This is a genomic window from Mesorhizobium sp. M0833, from assembly GCF_040319905.1.
GTDB lineage: Bacteria > Pseudomonadota > Alphaproteobacteria > Rhizobiales > Rhizobiaceae > Mesorhizobium.
Map to the genome: position 1 here is coordinate 180,538 of NZ_JAMYOQ010000006.1, position 22,098 is coordinate 202,635.

17 protein-coding genes, 1 pseudogene and 1 riboswitch are annotated in these 22,098 nt (G+C 63.4%); of the genes and pseudogenes, 6 read left to right on the top strand and 12 right to left on the bottom strand.

What is annotated here, in order from left to right:
• Positions 1-13: 13 nt before the first annotated feature.
• The 4 genes from gcvP to NKH98_RS09700 form a co-directional block, all read right to left on the bottom strand.
• Positions 14-2,824 (bottom strand): aminomethyl-transferring glycine dehydrogenase, encoded by a 2,811-nt coding sequence (gcvP, locus tag NKH98_RS09685; RefSeq protein WP_352897928.1) that lies wholly within the window; start codon positions 2,822-2,824, stop codon positions 14-16.
• Positions 2,825-2,840: 16 nt separating this feature from the next.
• Complete coding sequence (gene gcvH / locus NKH98_RS09690) at positions 2,841-3,209, bottom strand: glycine cleavage system protein GcvH (protein ID WP_352508741.1); 369 nt, start codon at positions 3,207-3,209, stop codon at positions 2,841-2,843.
• 5 nt (positions 3,210-3,214) lie between these two features.
• Positions 3,215-4,333: a glycine cleavage system aminomethyltransferase GcvT gene (gene gcvT, locus NKH98_RS09695; protein ID WP_352897930.1), complete on the bottom strand. Its 1,119-nt coding sequence runs from the start codon at positions 4,331-4,333 to the stop codon at positions 3,215-3,217.
• A gap of 148 nt (positions 4,334-4,481) precedes the next feature.
• A riboswitch (glycine riboswitch) is annotated at positions 4,482-4,568 on the bottom strand.
• A gap of 117 nt (positions 4,569-4,685) precedes the next feature.
• Complete coding sequence (locus NKH98_RS09700) at positions 4,686-5,513, bottom strand: transporter substrate-binding domain-containing protein (RefSeq protein ID WP_352804799.1); 828 nt, start codon at positions 5,511-5,513, stop codon at positions 4,686-4,688.
• A gap of 98 nt (positions 5,514-5,611) precedes the next feature.
• On the opposite strand from NKH98_RS09700, the gene NKH98_RS09705 reads away from it, so the two are divergent.
• Complete coding sequence (locus NKH98_RS09705; protein WP_352508738.1) at positions 5,612-6,202, top strand: DUF3011 domain-containing protein; 591 nt, start codon at positions 5,612-5,614, stop codon at positions 6,200-6,202.
• A 27-nt stretch (positions 6,203-6,229) separates the two neighbouring features.
• Here NKH98_RS09705 and NKH98_RS09710 read toward each other — a convergent pair whose 3' ends face one another.
• The 6 genes from NKH98_RS09710 to NKH98_RS09735 all read right to left on the bottom strand — a co-directional run bounded on the left by NKH98_RS09710 (position 6,230) and on the right by NKH98_RS09735 (position 11,006).
• A complete protein-coding gene (locus NKH98_RS09710; protein WP_352804796.1) occupies positions 6,230-7,039 on the bottom strand; it encodes a molybdopterin-binding protein in 810 nt (269 codons plus the stop codon).
• Between the two features lies 1 nt (position 7,040).
• Positions 7,041-7,919, bottom strand: coding sequence for a cytochrome b/b6 domain-containing protein (locus NKH98_RS09715; RefSeq protein WP_352804794.1), 879 nt, complete (start codon positions 7,917-7,919; stop codon positions 7,041-7,043).
• Positions 7,920-8,021: 102 nt separating this feature from the next.
• Positions 8,022-8,699: a DUF1345 domain-containing protein gene (locus NKH98_RS09720; RefSeq protein WP_352897933.1), complete on the bottom strand. Its 678-nt coding sequence runs from the start codon at positions 8,697-8,699 to the stop codon at positions 8,022-8,024.
• A gap of 5 nt (positions 8,700-8,704) precedes the next feature.
• Positions 8,705-9,172 carry a YaiI/YqxD family protein gene (locus NKH98_RS09725; protein ID WP_352454435.1) on the bottom strand — a complete coding sequence of 156 codons (468 nt, stop codon included), beginning with the start codon at positions 9,170-9,172 and terminating at the stop codon, positions 8,705-8,707.
• 66 nt (positions 9,173-9,238) lie between these two features.
• A complete protein-coding gene (gene gfa, locus NKH98_RS09730; RefSeq protein WP_352897936.1) occupies positions 9,239-9,808 on the bottom strand; it encodes an S-(hydroxymethyl)glutathione synthase in 570 nt (189 codons plus the stop codon).
• 70 nt (positions 9,809-9,878) lie between these two features.
• Positions 9,879-11,006 carry an S-(hydroxymethyl)glutathione dehydrogenase/class III alcohol dehydrogenase gene (locus NKH98_RS09735; RefSeq protein ID WP_352897938.1) on the bottom strand — a complete coding sequence of 376 codons (1,128 nt, stop codon included), beginning with the start codon at positions 11,004-11,006 and terminating at the stop codon, positions 9,879-9,881.
• A gap of 212 nt (positions 11,007-11,218) precedes the next feature.
• Between NKH98_RS09735 and NKH98_RS09740 the strand changes: the two genes are divergently transcribed.
• The 4 genes and pseudogenes from NKH98_RS09740 (at position 11,219) to NKH98_RS09755 (ending at position 19,139) form a co-directional block, all read left to right on the top strand.
• On the top strand, positions 11,219-13,228 hold the full coding sequence (locus NKH98_RS09740; protein WP_352897940.1) for an acetyl-CoA carboxylase biotin carboxylase subunit: 2,010 nt from the start codon (positions 11,219-11,221) through the stop codon (positions 13,226-13,228).
• Between the two features lie 423 nt (positions 13,229-13,651).
• Positions 13,652-17,179, top strand: a complete 3,528-nt coding sequence (gene dnaE, locus NKH98_RS09745) for a DNA polymerase III subunit alpha (protein ID WP_352897943.1) — start codon at positions 13,652-13,654, stop codon at positions 17,177-17,179.
• A 73-nt stretch (positions 17,180-17,252) separates the two neighbouring features.
• A pseudogene (locus NKH98_RS09750) lies at positions 17,253-18,227 on the top strand (methyltransferase).
• Between the two features lie 108 nt (positions 18,228-18,335).
• The gene (locus tag NKH98_RS09755) at positions 18,336-19,139 is read left to right on the top strand and encodes an ion channel (protein ID WP_352508845.1); all 804 of its coding nucleotides are present in this window, start codon (positions 18,336-18,338) and stop codon (positions 19,137-19,139) included.
• A 9-nt stretch (positions 19,140-19,148) separates the two neighbouring features.
• Here NKH98_RS09755 and NKH98_RS09760 read toward each other — a convergent pair whose 3' ends face one another.
• A complete protein-coding gene (locus NKH98_RS09760) occupies positions 19,149-20,030 on the bottom strand; it encodes a DMT family transporter (protein WP_352897944.1) in 882 nt (293 codons plus the stop codon).
• Positions 20,031-20,204: 174 nt separating this feature from the next.
• On the opposite strand from NKH98_RS09760, the gene NKH98_RS09765 reads away from it, so the two are divergent.
• The gene (locus NKH98_RS09765; protein WP_352897946.1) at positions 20,205-20,711 is read left to right on the top strand and encodes a hypothetical protein; all 507 of its coding nucleotides are present in this window, start codon (positions 20,205-20,207) and stop codon (positions 20,709-20,711) included.
• A gap of 3 nt (positions 20,712-20,714) precedes the next feature.
• Here the strand turns inward: NKH98_RS09765 and NKH98_RS09770 are convergent, their stop codons facing one another.
• On the bottom strand, positions 20,715-22,043 hold the full coding sequence (locus tag NKH98_RS09770) for a DNA polymerase IV (protein ID WP_352897947.1): 1,329 nt from the start codon (positions 22,041-22,043) through the stop codon (positions 20,715-20,717).
• Between the last annotated feature and the right edge of the window lie 55 nt (positions 22,044-22,098).

A 22,098-nucleotide genomic window follows, 5' to 3' on the forward strand; every position in this document is an offset into this window, starting at 1 on the left:
TCGGAATCATGATCTATTCCGCCGCACCCAGATATTCCGACAGCGGCGGGCAGGAGCAGACAAGGTTGCGGTCGCCGGCGACATTGTCGATGCGTGACACCGGCGGCCAGTATTTTGCCGCCGTATCGGCATCGCCGGCGGGGTAGGCCGCCTCCAGACGCGAATAGGGATGGGTCCATTGGCCGGCCAATGCCTCGGCGGCGGTGTGCGGTGCATTGACCAGAGGATTGTCGGCCAACGGCCATTCACCCCTGGCCACCTTGGCTGCCTCGCCGGCTATGGCAATCATGGCTTCGCAGAAGCGATCCAGCTCGCGCTTGGGCTCGGATTCGGTCGGCTCCACCATCAGCGTGCCAGCGACCGGGAACGACATGGTCGGCGCGTGGAAGCCATAATCGATCAGCCGCTTGGCGATATCGTCGACGCTGATGCCGGCGCTGTCCTTGAGCACGCGGGTGTCGAGGATGCATTCATGCGCGACGCGTCCGTTGCGTCCCTTATAAAGCAGGGGGAAATGCTCGCCAAGCCGCGTCGCCACATAGTTGGCGGAGATGATCGCCGTCTCGGTTGCCTGCTTCAGGCCGGAAGCGCCCATCATGCGGATATACATCCAGGTGATCGGCAGGATCGAGGCGCTGCCGAACGGGGCCGCCGCCACGGCATGGACCGAGCCTTCGGTGACGTGGCCGGGCAGATGCGGCTTCAGATGCGCCTTGACGCCGATCGGGCCGACGCCGGGGCCGCCGCCGCCATGCGGGATGCAGAAGGTCTTGTGCAGGTTCATGTGGCAGACGTCGGCGCCGATATCGCCGGGACGGGCGAGTCCGACCAGCGCGTTGAGGTTGGCGCCGTCGAAATAGACCTGGCCGCCATGGCTGTGGACGAGGGCGCAGAGGTCGCGCGCGCCTTCCTCGAAGACGCCATGCGTCGAAGGATAGGTGAACATCAGCGCCGCGAGATTGTGCGCATGCTCGGCCGCCTTGGCCTGCAGGTCGTCCATGTCGATATTGCCGTCCTCGGTGCAGCGCACGACGACGACGCTCATGCCGGCCATGGCCGCACTTGCCGGATTGGTGCCATGCGCCGAGGAGGGGATCAGGCAGACGGTGCGATGGCCTTCGCCGCGTGACAGATGATAGCGGCGAATGGCGAGCAGCCCGGCATATTCGCCCTGGCTGCCGGCATTGGGCTGCAGGGTCACCGCGTCGAAGCCGGTGATCTCCGCCAACCAGCCTTCCAGCTCGTCGATCATGGCGCGATAGCCTATCGAATGGTTTGCCGGCGCGAAGGGATGCAGGTTGGCGACATCAGGCCAGCTCACTGGCATCATTTCGGCGGCGGCGTTGAGCTTCATGGTGCAGGAGCCGAGCGGGATCATGGCGCGGTCAAGCGCCAGGTCCTTGTCGGCCAGCCGGCGCAGGAAGCGCATCATGTCGGTTTCCGAGTGGTTTTCGCGGAAGACGGGCTGGGTGAGGAACTCCTTGCCGCGCGGTTTTCCTGGCATGGAACTGCCGGCGGCAGCGCCGGCCTTAGCGCCGAAAAGTGCCGCGATCGCCTCCAGATCGACTTCGGTGGAGGTCTCGTCGAAGCTGATGCCGACGTGGTCGGGGTCGATGACGCGCAGCAGGCGGCCCGTCTTTTCTGCGGCGGCGGCAATCGCGCCGGCTCTGCCCTTCACTTCCGCAGTCACCGTGTCGAAGCGGCTTTCGCCGATCACCGAAACGCCCGCTGCCTTGAGGCCGACGGCCAGGCGGTTGGCCAGCGTGTGGACGCGGCCGGCAATCGCCTGCAGCCCGGCAGGGCCATGCCAGATCGCGTAGGCCGTCGCCATATTGGCGAGCAGCGCCTGTGCGGTGCAGATGTTGGAGGTCGCCTTGTCGCGGCGGATATGCTGCTCGCGTGTCTGCAAAGCCAGGCGATAACCGGGACGGCCCTTGCTATCCGTCGACTGGCCAACGAGCCGGCCGGGCATCAGCCGCGTCAGCCTGTCGGAGACCGCGCAATAGGCGGCGTGCGGCCCGCCAAAGCCCATCGGCACGCCAAAACGCTGCATCGGGCCGACGGCGATGTCGGCGCCAAGCCTGGCCGGCGCATCGGTCAGCGTCAAGCCAAGCGGGTCGGCGATGAAGACGACCAGCGCGCCGGCGGCACGGGCCTTGTCGATCGCTGCCTTGTGATTGCCGTAGACGCCGAATGTATCGGGCCAGGAGACCAGCAGGGCGGCGGTGTTGTCGTCGATCACCTCGCCGTCCACCTCGATGCCGAGGGGCTCGGCGCGGGTGCGCACGACGTCCAGCGTCTGCGGGTGCGGCGTGCCGGCCAGTGCCACCTTGGTGCGCTTGTCGCGATGATGGCGCAGCGCAATGCCGACCGCTTCGGCCACCGCCGTCGCCTCGTCGAGCAGCGAGGCCGATGCCACCGGCAGGCCGGTCAATTCTGTCACCAGCGTCTGGAAGTTGAACAGCATTTCCAGCCGGCCCTGGCTGATCTCGGCCTGGTAAGGCGTGTAGGCGGTATACCAGGCCGGGTTCTCGAACAGGTTGCGCTGGATCACCGGCGGCACATGGACGCCATGATAGCCGGCACCGATAAAGCTCTTCAGCACCGTGTTCTTTGCCATCGTCGCCGCGAGCTCGGCCAGCGCTTCCGCTTCGCTTGCGGCGGCGGGCAGGGCCAGCGGCCGGTCGAGCCGGATCGACTTCGGCACTGCCTGACTGATCAGGGTCTCGACCGAAGGGACGCCGATCGTCGCCAGCATGGCTCTGACGTCATGGAGGCCCGGGCCGATATGGCGAGCCGAGAAGGGGTAGGGTGCTGCGGTCATCTTCCTGGTCCTGCTATCAACCAATATGGGCTTTGTAAGCGGCTTCATCGAGGAGGCCATCGAGCTGGCTCTCATTGGCCAGCTTCATCTTCCACAGCCAGCCGTCGCCGGTTGCCGCCGAATTGACGAGCGAAGGATCGGCCGACAGCGCGGTATTGGCCTCGGTGATCTCGCCGTCGACCGGCGCGTAGACATCCGATGCGGCCTTGACCGATTCGACCACCACGGCGGTGTCGCCCTTGGCTAGCTTTCTGCCCAATTCCGGCAGCTCGACAAAGACGAGGTCGCCGAGCTGCTGCTGCGCGTAGTCGGTGATGCCGACGGTGGCGACGCCGCCCTCGACGCGCAGCCATTCGTGATCTTCGGTGAAATAGGTCTTTGCCATTGAAATCATCCTTTGCGGTAGCGATGGGGCGTGAAGGGCAAGGGGTGGATGTCGACCGGGATTTTCGTCCCGCGGACATCGGCGAACAGTTTTGCGCCGGATTTGGCAAGCGGTGTCTGGACGTAGCCCATGGCGACCGGATGACCGGCCGAGGGGCCGAAGCCGCCGGAGGTGACGTGGCCGGCAGGGTTGCCGTCGGCATCGAAAAGGGCAGCACCGGCGCGCACCGGCTGGCGGCCTTCCGGCTTCAGGCCGACGCGTTTTTGCGCCGGGCCGCGCTCGACGATGGCGCGCAGCGCATCGGCGCCGATGAAGGCGCCAGAGGCGCGAACCTCGTTGGGGATCGCCCACATCAGCCCGGCGCTGGCCGGATCGATCTCCGGCGTGATGTCCAGCCCGTGCAGGCACAGCCCGGCTTCGAGCCGCAGGCTGTCGCGGGCAGCAAGGCCGACCCACATCACCCGCTCGTCCTCGAGCAGCCTGGCGACGAGGTTTCTTGCATCCGCTTCCGGCAGGCCGATCTCGAAGCCGTCTTCGCCAGTATAGCCAGACCGGCTCATGAACCAGTTTTCGCGCGCCTCGATGCCGTGCATGAACACCAGCGAACCGGTCTCGATGCCGGCGCGGGAAAGGGCAGCCCACGCTTCGGGGCCCTGGATGGCAAGGAAGACGCGGTCGAGTGCGTCCACCTTCACGTTGAAATCGCCCTCTGCTTCGAAATTTTTGGCCAGTGCGCGCAGATGCTTTTCGTCGGCGGCGGCATTGCCGGCATTGGCGACCATCATGAAGCGCTCGGCGCCGAGCCTGGTGACGATCAGATCGTCCAGAATGCCGGCGGCCTCGTTGAGGAAGAACGTGTATTTGGACTGGAAAACCTCAAGCGCGCCGGCATCGAACGGGCAGGCGCGGTTCAGAAGCGCTGCTGCCCCCGGACCGCTGATTTCGAACAGCTTCATGTGCGAGATGTCGAACAGGCCGGCATGCTCGCGGCTGTGCAGATGCTCTTTCATCACACCGGCCGGATAGGTCAGCGGCATCGACCAGCCGGCGAAGGCGCCAAAGCGCGCACCGGCTGCCACATGCAGATCTTCGAGGGGAAGGTGTTTGGTGTCGTCGCCCGTCATGTCATCTCCAGAGTCGCACGCAAGCGGCCGCGAATGGCGACCAGTCCGTGCCCCTCTGTCTGAAGCCTGAGAGACTCGCGCCCCGTAACTCTGTCGGCAGCGCTTACACCTTCGGCGCGGGGGCAAGCCCCGACTTTCCAGAGTGTCTTTCCCGTCTACGGTTCTTTTGCCTGAGAGATTTCGGGCGATTTCCCCTTCGGCGGCAGCTCTCGCTGCTCTCTCCCGCAAACAGGTAGGACTCGGTCAGGAGCCCTCGACTCGTCATCCATAGCCCGTGGACGACACCTTGTCACCTGCCAGCGACATTTTTACTGGCAAGTCTTCGCTGCATCGTCGCAAACAGGTCGCGACCCTATTGTTTTGCGGGCTCGGGCTTGGCTGTCTCGAAGCGCGACATCCATTTGAAGCTGCCGAACCAGTAGCGGCGAACGCCGCCTATGGTGCCGTCGGCGGTGCGCGCGCCGATCCAGTTGTTGACGTATTGGATGAGGCGGACATCGTCCGGCCGCATGGCAAACGCTTCCGGCGTCCGCAACAGCGGGCCGCCCACCAGCTTGAGCTTGGCGTCATAAAGCCTGGCGGCCATTTGCGGCGTCGGCGATGTCGCCACCATCGCCTGTGCTTGCCCGCTGATGACGGCGGCGAAAACATCGGCCGCATTGTCGAATGACACGATGGCCGCTTTCGGGAATGCTTCCCTCGCGGCGGCTTCGTCCGTCGAGTTGGAGAGCACGGCGATCTTGTAGCCCGGCGCCGCCAGTGCCTTGCCCGGCCTTTTCCCAAGGCTGGCGATCGTCGCCACCATGCGGATATCGGCGGTACCGGTCTGGTCGGAGAACACCACCTCGCGTGCGCGTTCCGGCGTGCTGGCGTAGCCCGCCGCGATCATGTCGAACTCACCCTTGAGCAATCGCGTCTTGAGGTCGTTCCATGGCACCTCGATCAGCTTCAGGTCGACGCCGAGATCGGACGCCAGCCCACTGGTCAGGTCGACATCATAGCCGGCGAACTTCCCGTCGGGCTTCTTGAGGATCCATGGCGGGTTGAGCGCGACGCCGACTGTCAGTGTCTTCTGATCGATGATGCGCTTGAGGCTGTCGTCCGCCCGGGCTGGCAGCAGCGACAAAGCCAACCATGCAGAAAGGGCAAGTATAATAGTGGCGATAATCTTAGCGCGCATTAATATAACCTCACTGAGCCCGTCCGGTTGTCAGACTTACACAGAGGTGCCATTCTGTCGATAGCGGACCCTGATGGAGAGTTGCAATGTCGGCACGGATGGCGGTTACCGGTTCGATGATGTTCCTGGGTTGCATCCTGGGCAACCCGGCGAAGCTTTCGTTGCTGCCGGCGGCAGCGCAGGCTGCGGGGGCAAAACGCGTGGTCTGCTCCAGCGCCGATTACCGTTATTCCTATTGCGGGGTCGATACGCGACGTGGCGTGCAGTTGACCTCCCGTCTATCGAAGGCGCGTTGCGTATACGGTAGAAGCTGGGGCTATGACGGCGGCGGCATCTGGGTCGACAATGGTTGCTCGGCCGAATTCGCAGTCGCCGGCCCCAACCGTAACCCCTCTGCTGGCGACCTCGCCGCAGCCATTATCGTCGGCGGCGTGGTAGGCGCCATTCTCGACAACAGCAATTCGCATCGCCATCATTCCGATAATTACTATCCGAAGCCGCGCCCGCGCCGTTACGACCAATCGATTGATCCGACGCCGCAATTCGACAATCAGGGCAATCCCAACTTCGATACCCACGGCAACTACCAAGGACCGCACGGGCTTGGGAAGCTCGTCACCCCGGACGATAATCCCGACCTGAATCCGGCCCTGCGGAGCGACGGCGACGACAGCGACGATGACAGTTAGTTTAGGTGAAACTGAGATCAGTTTCAGTCAGATGCCGCCGTACCAGTCGTAGCCATTGTCCTCCCAATAGCCGCCTCTGCCGCCGCCGATATTGGCGAAGCCGTCGACCAGCTCGATCTTGTAGAGGTATTTCGGCATCTTGTAGCCGAGCTGGCGCTCGACGCGGACGCGCAGCGGCGCGCCGTTCTCGACCGGCAGCGGCTTGCCGTTGAGGCCATAGGCAAGGATCGTCTGCGGATGACGGGCATCGATCAGGTCGATCGAGCCGTAATATTTGATATCGCCGGCAAGGCTGCGGTCGATCGTATCGAGGCAGTGGAACATGACATAGCGCGCCTGCGGCTTGACCACGGCCTCGTCGAGCACCAGCGACAGCGGCGTGCCGGTCCATTTGGCAATGCAGCTCCAGCCTTCGACGCAGTCGTGGCGGGTGATCTGGGTGCGGCTCGGCATGTTCATCAGCTGCTCGCGGGTCAGCGACAGCGGCTTTTCGACAAGGCCGGAAACCTCCAGCCGCCAGTCGGCGAAATCGCTGGCGAGCAGGCCCTTGTAGAAATCGTCGTCGGGTGCGGTGACGCCGTTCGGCCGCTGCGGCTGGCGAATGTCGGCCTCGGTGAATTCCGGCGCCAGCGCATCAGCGCCGGCAAGCAGTCGCTGCGCCCGCCAGGTCAGGCCATTGGCGCTTTCGAGGAAGCTGCGCAGGCTGTCGCCGACGCCAAGCTGGCTGTCGAAGGCGTCGCAGCCCGACAGCATGATGCCAGAAAGGCCGAGGCTGGCCGAGGTCAGGAACTTTCTTCGGCTTATCTGTGGCTTGGGGCTGATCTCAAATTTCGCCATGTCAGGCACTCCTCTCTGGCGCATTGTCGGCATGCGCCGGCGGGTCGGTTCGATACCAGCCGGTGATGATTGAGCGCAGCTCGTTGATCGGACCGGCGGCCAGGATCATCAGGATGTGGATAATGAAGAAGGCGACGAGCAGCAGCATCACCGTGAAATGAATGGTGCGCGCCGTCTGTCGGCCGCCGAGCAGATCGTTCAGGAACGGCAGCACCGAATCCATGCTCGGCGACATGGCAAGGCCGGTGATGATCATCAGCGGCAGCAGCACGAACAGCACGCCGCCATAAGCCATCTTCTGCAAGGTGTTGTATTCGCGCCTGTGGTGAAACCTGAACCTGGCGTGGTCGACAATGTCTTGCGGCAGCCGCCTGATGTCATCGAGGCGCGGGGCAAGATCGCGGCGCAAATGGCCGTTGATCAGGCTGGCGACCAGCCAGACCAGCAGCGTGGTGGTCAGCACCCAGGCAAAGAAGAAATGAACGACGCGCGCGGTGCCGAGATCGTAATAGGAAGGGATCGTCGCCCAGGACGGGAAAGCCCGGGAAGTCTCCTGGCCGGCCGGACCCGACCAGCCGAGCACGCCGGTAGTATCGAAGCGCTTGCCGAAGATTTCGGTATAGCCGCGCGGGCCAGCCGCGGTATTCTCGGCGCCAATGGCGAAGATGGTGTTGTTGTAGCCAAAGCCCGACTCCTTGCCGATGTAGAGCTGCGGGCGGGCGTTGAAAATCTGCAGGCCGGAAAGCAGCATGAAGAACAGCGCGATCGCCCACAGCCAATGCGTCAGCCGCGTCCAGCGTGACTGGCGATAGATCAGCGTCGCATCGCTCGGCGCGGCGGTATCTGCTCCGGCGGCTTGGTTTCTGGCAAGCGATTCCATCTGTTGTTTCCTCCGGCCGCGCGTTCGCCACAGCCTCGTCAGATCTCTTCTCTCCCAAATACGTCGCCAGCCTAAGCGATGTTTCACCCGATCACGGATTTATTACGGACTGCCGAGGCTGACCGCGAGGTTGACCGCGGCTGCCACGATGACGGTGTTGAAGAAGAACGACAGGATCGAATGCACAAGCACGACACGGCGCATTTGCGAGGTCGTGACGTTGGTGTCGGCGGTTTGCGCCGTCATGCCGATCACTGTCGAAAAATAGAGGAAATCCGAGCCCTCCGGCCGCTTGCCGCCGGGGAAGTCGAGGCCGCCGACTGGAATCCTCTTTTTGGTGTCGCCATCCATCGCATCGCCGTCCAACCAATAGAGATGTGCGTAGTGAAGTGCCGCCATGGCATGGATGGTCAACCAGCCAAGCGGGATAGACAATAACGCGACCGTAAGCTCGACGGCGTCCGCGCTCTTCTCCCTGTTGATCAGTTGAAACAACGAAATGATGGCAATAGCGACCACAACCAGAGTGACCGCGAAGATCGCCAATACCGGCAGGTCAGTGTCGCCTGCATTCTTGCGCAGATAGCTGCCGGTAAGCCGTGGCATGTGGGCGATGACAAGAACCAGATAGGCGGCAAAGAACACATTGGCGCCGATCGAATAGGCGAGCGGCGCACGCCAGATCAGCGCTGCCCCAAAGGCTGCCACGCCGATGCAGGCCGACACCGCAAACAGCGTGTGGCGTCGCATGGGCATCTTGGTCGGGGTACCAGTCGCCATGGCCTTCAGTCCGCTGACGCGGATTTCAGCGCTCGCCGTAGGATGCGGTCAAGCTCGCCTAGGAACCGCGAGCGATCCTGCGGCGCGAAGCTCGAATTGTAGCCCTTGCTTTCGCCGGTTTCGCGCAGGTGCTGCTTGAGATCGCGCATTGCTACCGCCATGCCGATCGTTTCGGGCGTAAACGGGCGTCCGGTCGGACCAAGTACGTGGGCGCCAAGCGCCACCGCGCGCGCGGCAAGCGGGATATCGGCGGTTACCACAATGTCGTTGGACCGGGCATTTTCGACGATCCAGTCGTCGGCGGCGTCCGCGCCCTTGGAGACGACGACATTGCGGATCATCGGATCGCGCGACGGACGCAAGCCGCCATTGGAGACGAAGGTGACGACGATGCCGTGCCGCTCGGCGACTTTTTCGACCTCGGCCTTCACCGGGCAAGCGTCGGCGTCGACGAGAATAGCAGGTGCGGGCATCGTTGTTCCAAATGTGAAAGAGCCGGGCGGCGTCGCCCGGCTCGATCGATGATAGTCGAGCGGCTACTAGGCCGGCAACGCGCCGGATCTCTTGGCCGTCCAGGTGGCGATATAGTCCATCAGGCCAGGATTGAGGCAATCATAAGGTTCGAGCCCGATCGACTTCAGCTGTGACCTTATGCCGTCCATGCGGCTCGGATCGACACCGGATTCGATGATCGACGAGACAAAGGCGGTGAAGCCCGGAGGCGACCAGCCATCCTCCTGGAAGCGTTCCGGATGGATGAAGGACAGCCCCTTGAAAGCGTGGTCGCGCTCGACCGGGCCGTGCATGTGGACGCCGCAGCCGGTGCAGGCATGGCGCAGGATCAGCGCGTCCGGATCGACCACCTTCAGCTTGTCGCCGTTTTCGGTCACCGTCACGTCGTTTGTACCGGCAACCGCCACGATCGAGAACAGCGCGCCTTCCGGCTTCCAGCATTTGGTGCAGCCGCAGGCATGGTTATGGGCGATCTGGCCCTTGACCTTCACCTTGACCGGGTTGCTGGTGCAGGCGCAGACCAGCGTGCCGCCGGCAAAGTCGGGCTTTTCCCGGGGCAGGCCATTGTCGATTTTAGGATGCAGTTTTTCCGGCATTTTTGTCTCCTCCCGTGTTGAACATGTGCATTGTCGGCCGCTGGCTGGTTAGCCGGCGGCTTTCTCCTCCTCAGTAAACCACCACGCTCCTGATCGACTTGCCTTCATGCATCAGGTCGAAGCCCTTGTTGATGTCCTCGAGCTTCAACGTGTGGGTGATCATCGGATCGATCTCGATCTTGCCGGCCATGTACCAGTCGACGATCTTCGGCACGTCGGTGCGGCCGCGCGCGCCGCCGAAGGCGGTGCCCATCCAGGTGCGGCCGGTGACCAGCTGGAACGGCCGCGTCGAGATCTCCTGGCCGGCGCCGGCAACGCCGATGATGACCGACTTGCCCCAGCCGCGATGCGACGCTTCAAGCGCCTGGCGCATGACCTTGGTGTTGCCGGTGCAGTCGAAGGTGTAGTCGGCGCCGCCGATCTGGTCGGCGCCGCGCTTGGTCATGTTGACGAGATGGGCCACGATGTCGCCGTCGATCTCCTTCGGATTGACGAAATGCGTCATGCCGAATTTCTCGCCCCATTCTCGTCTGTCGTTGTTCACATCGACGCCGATGATCATGTCGGCGCCGGCAAGCCGCAGGCCCTGGATGACGTTGAGGCCGATGCCGCCGAGGCCGAACACGACCGCCGTCGCGCCTTGCTCGACCTTGGCCGTGTTGATCACAGCACCGATGCCGGTGGTGACGCCGCAGCCGATGTAGCAGATCTTGTCGAAGGGCGCGTCGGCATCGACCTTGGCCACCGCGATCTCGGGCAGCACGGTGAAGTTGGAAAAGGTCGAGCAGCCCATATAGTGGAACAGCCTGTCCTTGCCGATCGAGAAGCGCGAGGTGCCGTCGGGCATCAGGCCCTGTCCCTGGGTGGCACGGATGGCGGTGCACAGATTGGTCTTGCGCGACAGGCAGGACGGGCACTGCCGGCATTCGGGCGTATAGAGCGGGATGACATGGTCGCCCTTCCTGACCGAAGTGACGCCCTTGCCGACGTCGACGACGACGCCGGCGCCCTCATGGCCAAGGATCGCCGGAAACAGGCCTTCCGGGTCGGCGCCCGACAGCGTGAACTCGTCGGTGTGGCAGATGCCGGTTGCCTTGATCTCGACCAGCACCTCGCCATCGCGAGGACCCTCGAGGTCGACCTCCATGATCTCCAGCGGCTTTCCGGCGGCGACAGCAACAGCGGCGCGCGTTTTCATCAGGCAATCCTCCCAAGACGGTCTGCAATCCAAGCTAGATTTAACTTACCATTCAGCTCCGCGCTATGCACGAAGCGACGTTCCGACCCCGGATTTTCGTCAGCACCCGCCGATCTGCTGCGGGATAGGCTCCGACTTTGCCTTGACCGCCCTTCTGAAGCCCATAAAACGGGAAGCCCGTTAAAAAAGGGCAGCCGAGGGACGAGGCCTGCATGTTCACAAAGATCCTGGTCGCCAACCGTGGCGAGATCGCCTGCCGCGTGATCAAGACGGCGCGGAAGATGGGCATCGTCACCGTCGCGGTCTATTCCGATGCCGACCGCGACGCCGTGCATGTCGAAATGGCCGACGAGGCGGTGCATATCGGGCCTTCGCCGGCCACGCAAAGTTATCTGGTCCCGGAAAAGATCATCGCCGCCTGCAAGGCCACAGGAGCAGAGGCCGTGCATCCCGGCTACGGTTTCCTGTCCGAGCGGGCATCCTTCTGCGAAGCGTTGGAGCAGGAAGGCATCGTCTTCATTGGCCCGAAGCCCAAGGCCATCAAGGCGATGGGCGACAAGATCGAATCGAAGAAGTTCGCCAATGCGGCCAAGGTGTCGACGGTGCCCGGCTGGCTCGGCGTCGTCGAAAACGCCGCCCATGCCGAAAGAATAGCCGGCGAAATCGGCTATCCCGTGATGATCAAGGCCTCGGCCGGCGGCGGCGGCAAGGGCATGCGCATTGCCTGGAGCAAGGCAGAGGTGCGCGACGGCTTCGACCGGGCGCGGTCGGAGGCCAAAAGCTCGTTCGGCGATGACCGCGTCTTCATCGAAAAGTTCATCGTCGACCCGCGCCATATCGAAATCCAGGTGCTCGCCGACGCGCATGGCAGCACGCTCTATCTCGGCGAGCGCGAATGCTCGATCCAGCGCCGCAACCAGAAGATCGTGGAGGAGGCGCCGTCGCCGTTCCTCGACGCCAAGACCCGCAAAGCCATGGGCGAGCAGTCGGTGGCGCTGGCCAAGGCCGTCGACTATCAGAGCGCCGGCACGGTCGAGTTCATCGTCGACAGCGACAAGAACTTCTATTTCCTGGAAATGAACACGCGGCTGCAGGTCGAGCATCCGGTGACGGAGCTCATCACCGGCATCGACCTGGTCGAGCAGATGATCCGCGTGGCGGCCGGCGAAAAGCTCGCCATCAAGCAGAGCGACGTCAAGCTGAACGGCTGGGCGGTGGAAAGCCGCCTCTATGCCGAAGATCCGTATCGCAATTTTTTGCCGTCGATCGGCAGGCTGACGAAGTATCGGCCGCCCGAGGAAGGAAAATTCGGCGACATCGTTATCCGCAACGATACCGGCGTCACCGAAGGCTCGGAAATCTCGATGTTCTATGACCCGATGGTCGCCAAGCTGTGCACCTGGGCGCCAACGCGGCTGGCGGCGATCGACGTCATGTCGGAAGCGCTGGACAGTTTCGTCGTCGACGGCATCGAGCACAACATACCGTTCCTGGCGGCGCTGATGCAGCATCCGCGCTGGCGAGAAGGTCAGATATCGACCGGGTTCATCGCCGAGGAGTATCCCGACGGCTTCGCGCCCATTGCGCCGAACAGTGAAGAAAACGCGGTACTGGCCGCGATCGCAACCGCGGTCGAACTGCTGCGCCGCGACCGGCTCGACCGGCTGGGCGGGCGGCTGGCGCCGCATTCCGGCGCGTTGAAACGCGATTGGGTGGTGAAGATCGGCCCGGACTATCTTTCGGTCGCCATCGTCGAAGGGATGATTTCCATTCCGATGGAGCTCGACCTCACAATCGACGGCAAGGCACTGACCGTGAACTCCGACTGGCGGCCGGGCGATCTCATCTGGCGCGGCACGGTCGGCGGCCGCAAGGTCGCGGCGCAGGTCAGGCCGGTGCTGAACGGGTTCCGCATCGCCTGGAAAGGCATCTCGGTGACAGCCCGCGCCATGCTGCCGCGCACCGCCGAACTCGAAAGGCTGATGCCGGAAAAAGTGGCGCCGGATACCTCGAAGATGCTGCTTTGCCCGATGCCTGGCCTCGTCGTGTCGATCGCCGTTGCCGAGGGGCAGGAGGTCAAGGCCGGCGAGACGCTTGCCGTGGTCGAAGCGATGAAGATGGAGAACGTGCTGCGCGCCGAGCGCGACCTCATCGTCTCGAAGCTCAACGCCAAGCCCGGCGACAGCCTTGCCGTCGATGCGGTGATCATGGAATTCGCGTGAGGCTGTAATCTGCTTGAGGTTGGCGGGACGGAGGGGGAGCGAGGGAACGCGATCCTGCAATTGGTTGAGCACGCTCGCTTGAGGAGGGACAAGGCGAGGGGCGTGCGGAATTCGCTTTTTTTGCCCTCACAACGTATTTTGTTCTTGCTTTGTGCCGGCAGCTATGCTAATAATTTGCATATGGTGCTAAATGGCTCCAACGACCCGCCCGCTGTGGCGGGTTTTGTGTTTCCGGCCTGAGGTTGGCGGGACTGCGCCCCTCTCTGTCCTGCCGGACATCTCCCCCACGAGGGGGGAGATCGGCAGCTTCGGCGGTTGCTCTAAACGTCCAAAGCCCCAATCGCTTCTGCTGGACTCGTGTTACCCGGTGCCGGACAATACATCTTGATCGACTGAGTCCCTGTTAGGCGGCGCGAAAAAAACATGGCGGATGAGAGACTTCCACGCGATCCCTTGCTGCGCGAGGCCTATGCAAAGGCATCGCGGGCAGAGGCGGCGGCGCGTCGGTTCATTCATCTGCGCGTGCATTCGGCCTATTCGCTGCTCGAAGGTGCCTTGCAGCTCGGGAAGATCGTCGGCCATGCGGTGCAGGACGAATGCCCGGCAATCGCCGTCACGGACACCAACAATCTGTTCGGTGCGCTGGAATTCGCGCAAAAGGCAGTGAAGGACGGCATCCAGCCGATCATCGGCTGCCAGATCGACCTCGCCTTTTCCGGTGAGGCGAACGACAGCCAGCGCGACCGCAGGCGGCAGGGGCCGGAGATGCGGCCGGTGGTCCTGATCGCCGCCACCGAGGCCGGCTACGGCAATCTGGTCAGGCTGGTCAGCCGCGTCTACCTCGAGACACCGCCCGGCGAGGCGGTGCATCTGACGAGCGAGATGCTGCAGGGCCATTCCGACGGTCTGATCTGCCTTACCGGCGGGCCGCGCGGTCCGATCGGCAATGCCTTGAAAGAGGACCGCCGTGAACTAGCCGAGACCCGGCTGCTGGCGCTCAAGGGCCTGTTCGGCGACCGGCTCTATGTCGAACTGGAACGGGTCTCCGGCTACGACCGCGCGATCGAGCAGTCGTCGGTCGATCTCGCCTACCGCCACGATCTGCCGCTGGTTGCCACCAACGAAGCGTTTTTCTTCTCTCGTGAAGACTATGAGGCGCATGACGCCCTGATCGCCATCGCCGAAGGTTCCGTGGTTGCGGCCGATAATCGCCGCCGCCTGTCGCCCGACAATTTCCTGAGAAGCCAGGCCGACATGGCGAGGCTGTTCGCCGACCTGCCGGAAGCGATCGACAACACCGTCGAGATCGCACTGCGCTGCTCCTACTACCCGAAGACACGAAACCCGATCCTGCCGCGCTTTGCCGGCCGCGATGTCGCCGACGCCGATGCAGCGGTCAAGGCGGAGGCGCAGGAGCTTGCCAGGCAGGCGCATGAAGGGCTGGAGGCGCGGCTGGCGGCGCACGGGCCGACGCCCGGCTATACAGTCGAGCAATATCGCGAGAGGCTGGATTTCGAGCTCGGGGTCATCGAGAAGATGAAATATCCCGGCTATTTCCTGATCGTTGCCGACTTCATCAAATGGGCCAAGGCGCAAGGCATTCCGGTCGGCCCGGGCCGCGGATCAGGCGCCGGCTCGCTGGTCGCGTATTCGACGACCATCACCGACATCGATCCGCTGCGTTTTTCGCTGCTGTTCGAGCGCTTCCTCAATCCCGATCGCGTGTCGATGCCCGACTTCGACATCGACTTCTGCCAGGACCGGCGCGAGGAGGTCATCCGCTACGTCCAGCAGAGATACGGCCGCGACCAGGTCGGCCAGATCATCACCTTCGGTACCCTGCAGGCGCGCGCCGTGCTGCGCGACGTCGGCCGCGTGCTGCAGATGCCTTACGGGCAGGTCGACAAGCTGAGCAAGATGGTGCCGTCGAACCCGGCCAATCCGGTCAAGCTCGCCGACGCCATCGCCAACGAGCCGCGCTTTGCCGAGGAGGCCGAGCGCGAGCCGATCGTACAGACGCTGCTCGACACGGCGCAGAAGCTGGAAGGTCTGTACCGACACGCCTCGACTCATGCCGCCGGCATCGTCATCGGCGACCGGCCGCTGTCGGAACTGGTGCCGATGTACCGCGATCCGCGCTCGGACATGCCGGTCACCCAGTTCAACATGAAGTATGTCGAGCAGGCCGGGCTGGTGAAATTCGACTTTCTTGGCCTGAAGACGCTGACCGTGCTGGACAGGGCGGTCAAGCTGATCCGCCGCCGCGGCATCGAGATCGATCTTGCCCACATTCCGCTCGACGACCCGGAAACCTACGCCATGCTGTCGCGCGGCGAAGTGGTCGGCGTGTTCCAGGTGGAAAGTGCCGGCATGCGCAAGGCGCTGATCGGCATGCGGCCCGACTGTATCGAGGACATTATCGCGCTCGTTGCGCTCTACCGGCCGGGGCCGATGGAGAACATCCCGACCTACAACGCCAGAAAGCACGGCGAGGAGGAGATGGCGTCGATCCACCCGAAGATCGACCATCTCGTCAAGGAGACGCAAGGCGTCATCGTCTACCAGGAACAGGTGATGCAGATTGCGCAGGAGCTCTCCGGCTATTCGCTGGGCGAAGCCGATCTGCTGCGCCGCGCCATGGGCAAGAAGATCCGCGCCGAGATGGACAAGCAGCGCGAGCGCTTTGTTTCGGGCGCGGTCGAGCGCGGCGTCGGCAAGCCGCAAGCCGACTTCATCTTCGACCTGCTGGCAAAGTTTGCCGACTACGGTTTCAACAAATCGCATGCCGCCGCCTATGCCGTCGTCTCCTACCAGACCGCCTATCTGAAGGCGCATTACCCCGTCGAATTCCTGGCGGCATCGATGACGCTCGACATGGGCAATACGGACAAGCTCGCCGATTTCCGCCAGGATGCGCTGCGCCTCGGCATCGAGGTGGTGGCGCCGTCGGTGATGACGTCGTTCCGGGATTTCGAGGTCGGCGAGAACCGCATCTTCTATTCGCTGGCCGCGCTCAAAGGCGTCGGCGACGCCGCAGTCGAGCACATCGTCGCCACGCGCGGCGAAAAACTGTTCAAGAGCCTCGCCGATTTCTGCGAAAGGGTCGATCCGAAGATCGTTGGCAAACGCGTCTTCGAGAGCCTGATCATGGCCGGGGCGCTCGACTGCTTCGGTCTCGACCGGGCGGCGATGATGGCCGGCGTCGAGCGGATGATGGGGCTGGCATCCTTGGCGCAGCAGAATGCCGTCACCGGCCAGCACGACATCTTTGGCGCCTCGCTGGGCGCACAGTCGCAGGCACTCAACTTGCCGGCGACCGACCCCTGGCTCGCCGCCGACCGCCTGCACCGCGAGTTCCAGGTGGTCGGGTTCTATCTCTCGGCGCATCCGCTCGACGAATACAAGGCGGCGCTGCAGAAAATGCGGGTGCAGACCTGGGCCGAATTCTCGGCCGCCGTCAAACGCGGCGCGGCCGCCGGCCGGCTCGCCGGTACCGTCACCACCAAGCAGGAACGCAAGACGCGCACCGGCAACAAGATGGGCGTCGTGCAGTTTTCCGACACGTCCGGCCAGTATGAAGCGGTGCTGTTTTCCGAGGGACTGGCGCAATATCGCGACCTGCTCGAGCCCGGCCGCTCGGTGGTCATCACCGTTTCGGCCGAGGACAGGCCGGAAGGCGTCAATCTGCGCATCCAGACCGTGCAGTCGCTGGAGGACGAGGCAAGCCGCGTCCAGAAGGCGTTGCGCATCTTCGTGCGCGACGCAGCACCGATCGGCACGCTTGCCGGCCAGCTTGCCGTCAAGGGCGAGGGACAGGTAAGCTTTGTGCTGATAAAGGATGACGGCCAGGGGGAGGTCGAGATCGAATTGCCCAGTCGTTATCGTATCTCGCCTCAGATCGCGTCAGCCATGCGCGCGGTGCCGGGCGTGGTTGAAGTGGAGCTGGTTTAAATACCGAAACCTTCGGGTTTTGGCGATTGGGGGCGCCATGGATGAACGCGCAGCCGCTTTCGAACTGACACGGATGGTCAACGGGTACCGCGTCTCGCAGGCGATCTCGGTCGCCGCGACGCTCGGCATCGCCGACCACATCAAGGACGGCAAGCGCTCGGCAGCAGATCTGGCAAGCCTGACCGACACACATCCGCGCGCGCTCTATCGGTTGCTGCGGGCGCTTGCGGCGGTCGGCATATTTCACGAGGCAGAGGACGGGCAGTTCTCGCTAACGCCGCTTGGCGGCGCCTTGCGCTCCGATGCTGAGTTTTCCGCTGCACCCTGGGCCGCCTTCGTCGGAAGGCCCTATTACCGGCAAGCGTGGAGCGAACTGCTCTACAGCATCCAAACCGGCAAGAACGCATTTCGCCACGCGCATGGCAAGGGCGTCTGGGAATACCGGGCAGAGCATCCAGAGGAGTCCGCTATCTTCGATCGCGCCATGGCAGCGAATTCGCGCGGCGTGGCGGCAGCCATCCTGGCGGCGTATGATTTTTCGTCGTTTCCGGTCATCATGGACGTCGGCGGTGGCCAGGGCGCGCTGCTTGCCGAAGTCCTGGCCGCGACCCCGGGCAGCCGCGGCATCCTTTTCGACCAGCCGCATGTGGTAGCGCCGGCCGCCTCGGTGCTGGCGGCGAAAGGTGTCGCCGATCGCTGTGAGATCGTCGGAGGCGATTTCTTTGCCGAGCTGCCCGTGGCGGCCGACGCGCTGCTGCTCAAATGAATTTTGCATGACTGGGACGACGAGACCAACGTCGCGATCCTGCAAAACTGTCGCCAGGCGATCCGTGCGGGCGGCAAGTTGCTGGTTTTTGAGGCCGTGCTTGAGCCGCCCAATCAGGGGGCGAATGCCAAATTCTCCGACCTCAACATGCTGGTCGCGCCCGATGGCCAGGAGCGGACGGCCGATGAATTCAAGTCGCTGCTGGCAAAGGGTGGCTTCGAGGTGACCGAGATCATCCAGGCAGGGCCACGCATCAGCGTTGTAGAGGCAAGGCCGGTTTGATCGCGGCTGAAGCCATTTGCCGCAACCGCCGGGATCGGTCGGATGGCGCAAGCTTCCGCCTGCCTTGTCGACTGGACGTCTGTCGCAGCGAAGGCTATCGCGATCGTCATGAAGGTAGCTGACAAGAACGGAGCCCAAGATATTTCAGCCTTGGCCCGGCTGCGCGACATGTTGCGCAAGCTGTATCACGGGCGCACAGCGGCGGCGTTCCGGTTTCAGCTTGCGGCTGTTGTCATCGACCTTGCCATCATTGCGTTTTTCATCGCCACGCCGGTGATCCAGAAGTCGTCTTCGTTCCTCTGGCTGGACTACTCCGTGGCAGCACTTGTCGCCGCCGACATGATTGCCCGGCTGCTTGCCTCCAACGACATGCTGCGCCTGATGAAACAGCCGGCGTCGTGGATTGATGCCTTCATCCTGCTGACTCTGCTGATGCCTACGGCGCTGGCCAATCTCGGTTTTTTGCGCATCCTGCGGCTGTGGTCGCTGTCGCGTAGCGGTGCGCTGTGGCGATTTCTCGAGATGCGCGGCTTCAGGCGATGGCGCGAGGCGAGCCGTGCGGTCATCAATTTCCTGACATTCCTCTTTGTCATCACGGGTTTCGTCTACACCTTCTTCTTCCGCACCGTGGGTGGTCTCGAGGGCTATGTCGATGCGCTGTATTTCACGGTCGCCACGGTCACCACGACCGGTTTCGGTGACATCGTCCTGCCCGGTGTGGCCGGCAAGCTCACCGCGATCGCCACCATGATCATTGGCATATCGCTGTTCGTCCGGCTTGCACAGGCGCTCTTCCGTCCCACCAAGGTGTTCTTTCCTTGCCCGCAATGCGGGCTGCAGCGGCACGAGCCCGACGCCGTTCATTGCAAGGCCTGTGGGCACGTTCTGAACATACCCGACGACGGCGATTGAAACGCAGGGCTACGCTGCCGCCACTTCCGCAGGTTTGGCGGCTTTTTTCTGCAGGTTGAGCAGATTGCCAAGCAGGATCAGCAGGGCGCCCCCGGCGGTGAAGGCGTCGATCTGCTCGTGATAAAGCAGCCATCCGATCATCGCCGACAGCGGTACGCGCAAAAAGTCCATTGGCGAGATGACCGTCGCATCGGCATAGACAAGTGCGCGGGCCATGCAGAAATGCGACGACATGCCGGTAAACGCGATCAGCAGGATCCACGGCCAGAGCTCGAGCGACGGGCTGCGCCATTCGTAAAGCGCCGGGACGAGGCCAAGCACCGACTGGATGATCAGCATCCAGAAGATGATGCGCACGACGCTGTCCGTCCGCGTCAGCGACTTGACGAGAACCACCGAGACGCCGAAGCAGACCGCTGCTCCCAGCACGATAACATGCCCCGGATTGACCGCGCCGACGCCCGGACGCACGATGATCACCACGCCGATCAGCCCCAGCACGATCGCCGCCAGCCTTGGCCGGGAGAGCCTTTCGCCGAGGAAAGCTACCGCCAGCAGCGCAGTCCAGATCGGCGTCGTGAATTCGATCGAGATCAGCACCGCAAGCGGGATCAGCGTCAAGGCATAAAGCCAGGCAGCCTGGCCGGTATAATGGACGACGTTGCGGGCGAGATGGGCCAACGGGCGTCCGGTGCGCATCGCCGGAAAACCGCCTGACATCATGACCAGCGGCAGCAGGATGAAAAAGCCGATCACCGAGCGCAGCTCGAGCACCTGGAAGACGTTGAGTTCTGCCGTCGTGGCGCGGCCGGCCACCGACATCGCCAGGAACGAGGCGATCGACAGCGCCATCCAGAACGCGGCCTTGGGGATCGAGGGTGCGGGTGCCATGGGCGCTATGTCGCAAGCCGGCGCTTTCATCGCAACCGCTAGCCGGCGCATTCGACTGGGCCAGCCGTGAAGCGTTGCAAACAGTGACGTTGAAGCCGGAACCCGCTGCTGAGGGAAGCGTTGGTCCCTCAGTGTTTGCGTGCTGTGTTTTGGATACCAACGAGGAGCGGTCCGATGAAATCACTTGCACGATTTGTACTTGCCGGGTGCCTGACGGCCGGGGCCGGCGCAGCGCATGCCGACGATCCGGATTTTCTTCGCTCATTCCAGGGGAATTTCGCCGGCAAAGGCACCGTCAAGGTCACCACCGATGCGCCGACGGTGAATGTCTCCTGTCATTTCAATTCCGACGCAACGTCGAGCTCGCTATCGCTCGACGGCAGCTGCCGCGGTCTTATCGTGGTGACGCGCGCCATCAGCGCCGATCTCAAATCGAGCGGGACGAAATACACCGGCACCTATGTCGGATCGCGCACCGGGCCGGCGCAATTGAGCGGCAGCCGCTCCGGCAACGCGATAAATCTCGGCATCCGTTGGGCCAAGGAGGTCAATGGCGATCGCAGGGCGCAAATGACTGTTGAGAAAACCGACGAGAACGGCATGCGGCTGACCGTCGTCGATACCGATCCGAAAACCGGCAAGAGTGTGGTGACCAGCAGGATCGATCTGCGGCGCACCTGACTATCACTCCTCGACCGGTTCGGGCGGATGGGCATCGCGGCCCTTGCCGAAGGTATAGCCGGTTTCCACCGCCCTGCGGCCGAACTTGCCGCGCAGCGTATCGATAGCGCCTTCGGCCATGGCGCGCTTGCGTGACTGGACGTCGACCAGATCGGGCGGGTCCGCCCGGTCATCGTCGGAGAGGTCGCTGACGCCAATGCCGAGCAGCCGGTATTTCGTGCCGTCGGCCTCCTTGCGCAGCAGTTCGAGCCCGGTCGAAAAAATGCGGTCGGCCAGCCGGGTCGGATCGCCGAGCTGGCGATTGCGCGTGCGGATCTTGAAATCCTGGGTCTTCAGCTTGAGGACGACGGTGCGTCCGGCAATGCCGGATTTCTTCAGCCGGGCCGAGACTTTTTCCGACAGCGCCCTCAACACCGAGACCAGGTCGTCGACGGAGGCGATGTCGGTGTCGAAAGTGGTTTCCGCCGAGACGCTTTTCGCGTCCTGGTCGGGAACGACGCGACGGTCGTCCTCGCCGCGCGAAAGCCGGTAGAGCCGGTCACCCATAACGCCGTAGCGGCGCATCAGATCGCCGCGTTCCATGCGCTGCAACTGGCCGATGGTGCGGATGCCGTCGCGCTCGAGCGTGACAGCAAAGGCCTTGCCGACCCCCCAGAGCAGCGTCACCGGCTGCTCGGCCAGGAAGCCGATAGCCTCGGTCTCGCCGATCACCGAAAAGCCGCGCGGCTTGCGGAAGTCCGATGCCACCTTGGCCAGGAACTTGCAATAGGAAAGGCCGGCCGAAACGGTGATGCCGATCTCCTTTTCCACGCAGAGTGCGAAGCGCGCCAGCACCACCGCAGGCGGCAGGCCATGCAAGCGCTCGGTGCCGGCGAGGTCGAGAAAGGCCTCGTCGATCGAGAGCGGCTCGACCAGCGGCGTCAGCGCCTGCATCATGGCGCGCACCTCGCGGCCGACGCGCACGTATTTTTCCATGTCCGGCGGCAGGACCACCGCTTCGGGACAGGCTTCGAGCGCCTTGAACATCGGCATTGCCGAGCGCACGCCATGGATCCGGGCGATGTAGCAGGCGGTGGATACGACGCCACGCTTGCCGCCGCCGATGATCAATGGCCGGTCCTTCAACGCCGGGTTGTCGCGCTTTTCGACCGCCGCGTAGAACGCGTCGCAGTCGATATGGGCAAGGCGCAACCGGTAGAGCTCCGGATGGCGGGCGAGCCTTGGACTGCCGCAGCGCTCGCAACGGCGTGCCTCGCTGCGCTGAAAATTCAGGCAGTCGCGGCAAAAACCGTGTTCGGGGTTGTTGACAGGAGCCGCCATCGCTGCGAACATAAAGAGAACAAATGCAATGGTACGTCAGGACGGACGCCACGACAAGGCGGTGGGC

Bases quoted from the DNA above. Each gene is read 5' to 3' on its own strand.
- gcvP (WP_352897928.1), bottom strand. From the start codon at position 2,824: ATGACCGCAGCACCCTACCCCTTCTCGGCTCGCCATATCGGCCCGGGC.
- gcvH (WP_352508741.1), bottom strand. From the start codon at position 3,209: ATGGCAAAGACCTATTTCACCGAAGATCACGAATGGCTGCGCGTCGAG.
- gcvT (WP_352897930.1), bottom strand. From the start codon at position 4,333: ATGACGGGCGACGACACCAAACACCTTCCCCTCGAAGATCTGCATGTG.
- NKH98_RS09700 (WP_352804799.1), bottom strand. From the start codon at position 5,513: ATGCGCGCTAAGATTATCGCCACTATTATACTTGCCCTTTCTGCATGG.
- NKH98_RS09705 (WP_352508738.1), top strand. From the start codon at position 5,612: ATGGCGGTTACCGGTTCGATGATGTTCCTGGGTTGCATCCTGGGCAAC.
- NKH98_RS09710 (WP_352804796.1), bottom strand. From the start codon at position 7,039: ATGGCGAAATTTGAGATCAGCCCCAAGCCACAGATAAGCCGAAGAAAG.
- NKH98_RS09715 (WP_352804794.1), bottom strand. From the start codon at position 7,919: ATGGAATCGCTTGCCAGAAACCAAGCCGCCGGAGCAGATACCGCCGCG.
- NKH98_RS09720 (WP_352897933.1), bottom strand. From the start codon at position 8,699: ATGGCGACTGGTACCCCGACCAAGATGCCCATGCGACGCCACACGCTG.
- NKH98_RS09725 (WP_352454435.1), bottom strand. From the start codon at position 9,172: ATGCCCGCACCTGCTATTCTCGTCGACGCCGACGCTTGCCCGGTGAAG.
- gfa (WP_352897936.1), bottom strand. From the start codon at position 9,808: ATGCCGGAAAAACTGCATCCTAAAATCGACAATGGCCTGCCCCGGGAA.
- NKH98_RS09735 (WP_352897938.1), bottom strand. From the start codon at position 11,006: ATGAAAACGCGCGCCGCTGTTGCTGTCGCCGCCGGAAAGCCGCTGGAG.
- NKH98_RS09740 (WP_352897940.1), top strand. From the start codon at position 11,219: ATGTTCACAAAGATCCTGGTCGCCAACCGTGGCGAGATCGCCTGCCGC.
- dnaE (WP_352897943.1), top strand. From the start codon at position 13,652: ATGGCGGATGAGAGACTTCCACGCGATCCCTTGCTGCGCGAGGCCTAT.
- NKH98_RS09755 (WP_352508845.1), top strand. From the start codon at position 18,336: ATGAAGGTAGCTGACAAGAACGGAGCCCAAGATATTTCAGCCTTGGCC.
- NKH98_RS09760 (WP_352897944.1), bottom strand. From the start codon at position 20,030: ATGGCACCCGCACCCTCGATCCCCAAGGCCGCGTTCTGGATGGCGCTG.
- NKH98_RS09765 (WP_352897946.1), top strand. From the start codon at position 20,205: ATGAAATCACTTGCACGATTTGTACTTGCCGGGTGCCTGACGGCCGGG.
- NKH98_RS09770 (WP_352897947.1), bottom strand. From the start codon at position 22,043: ATGTTCGCAGCGATGGCGGCTCCTGTCAACAACCCCGAACACGGTTTT.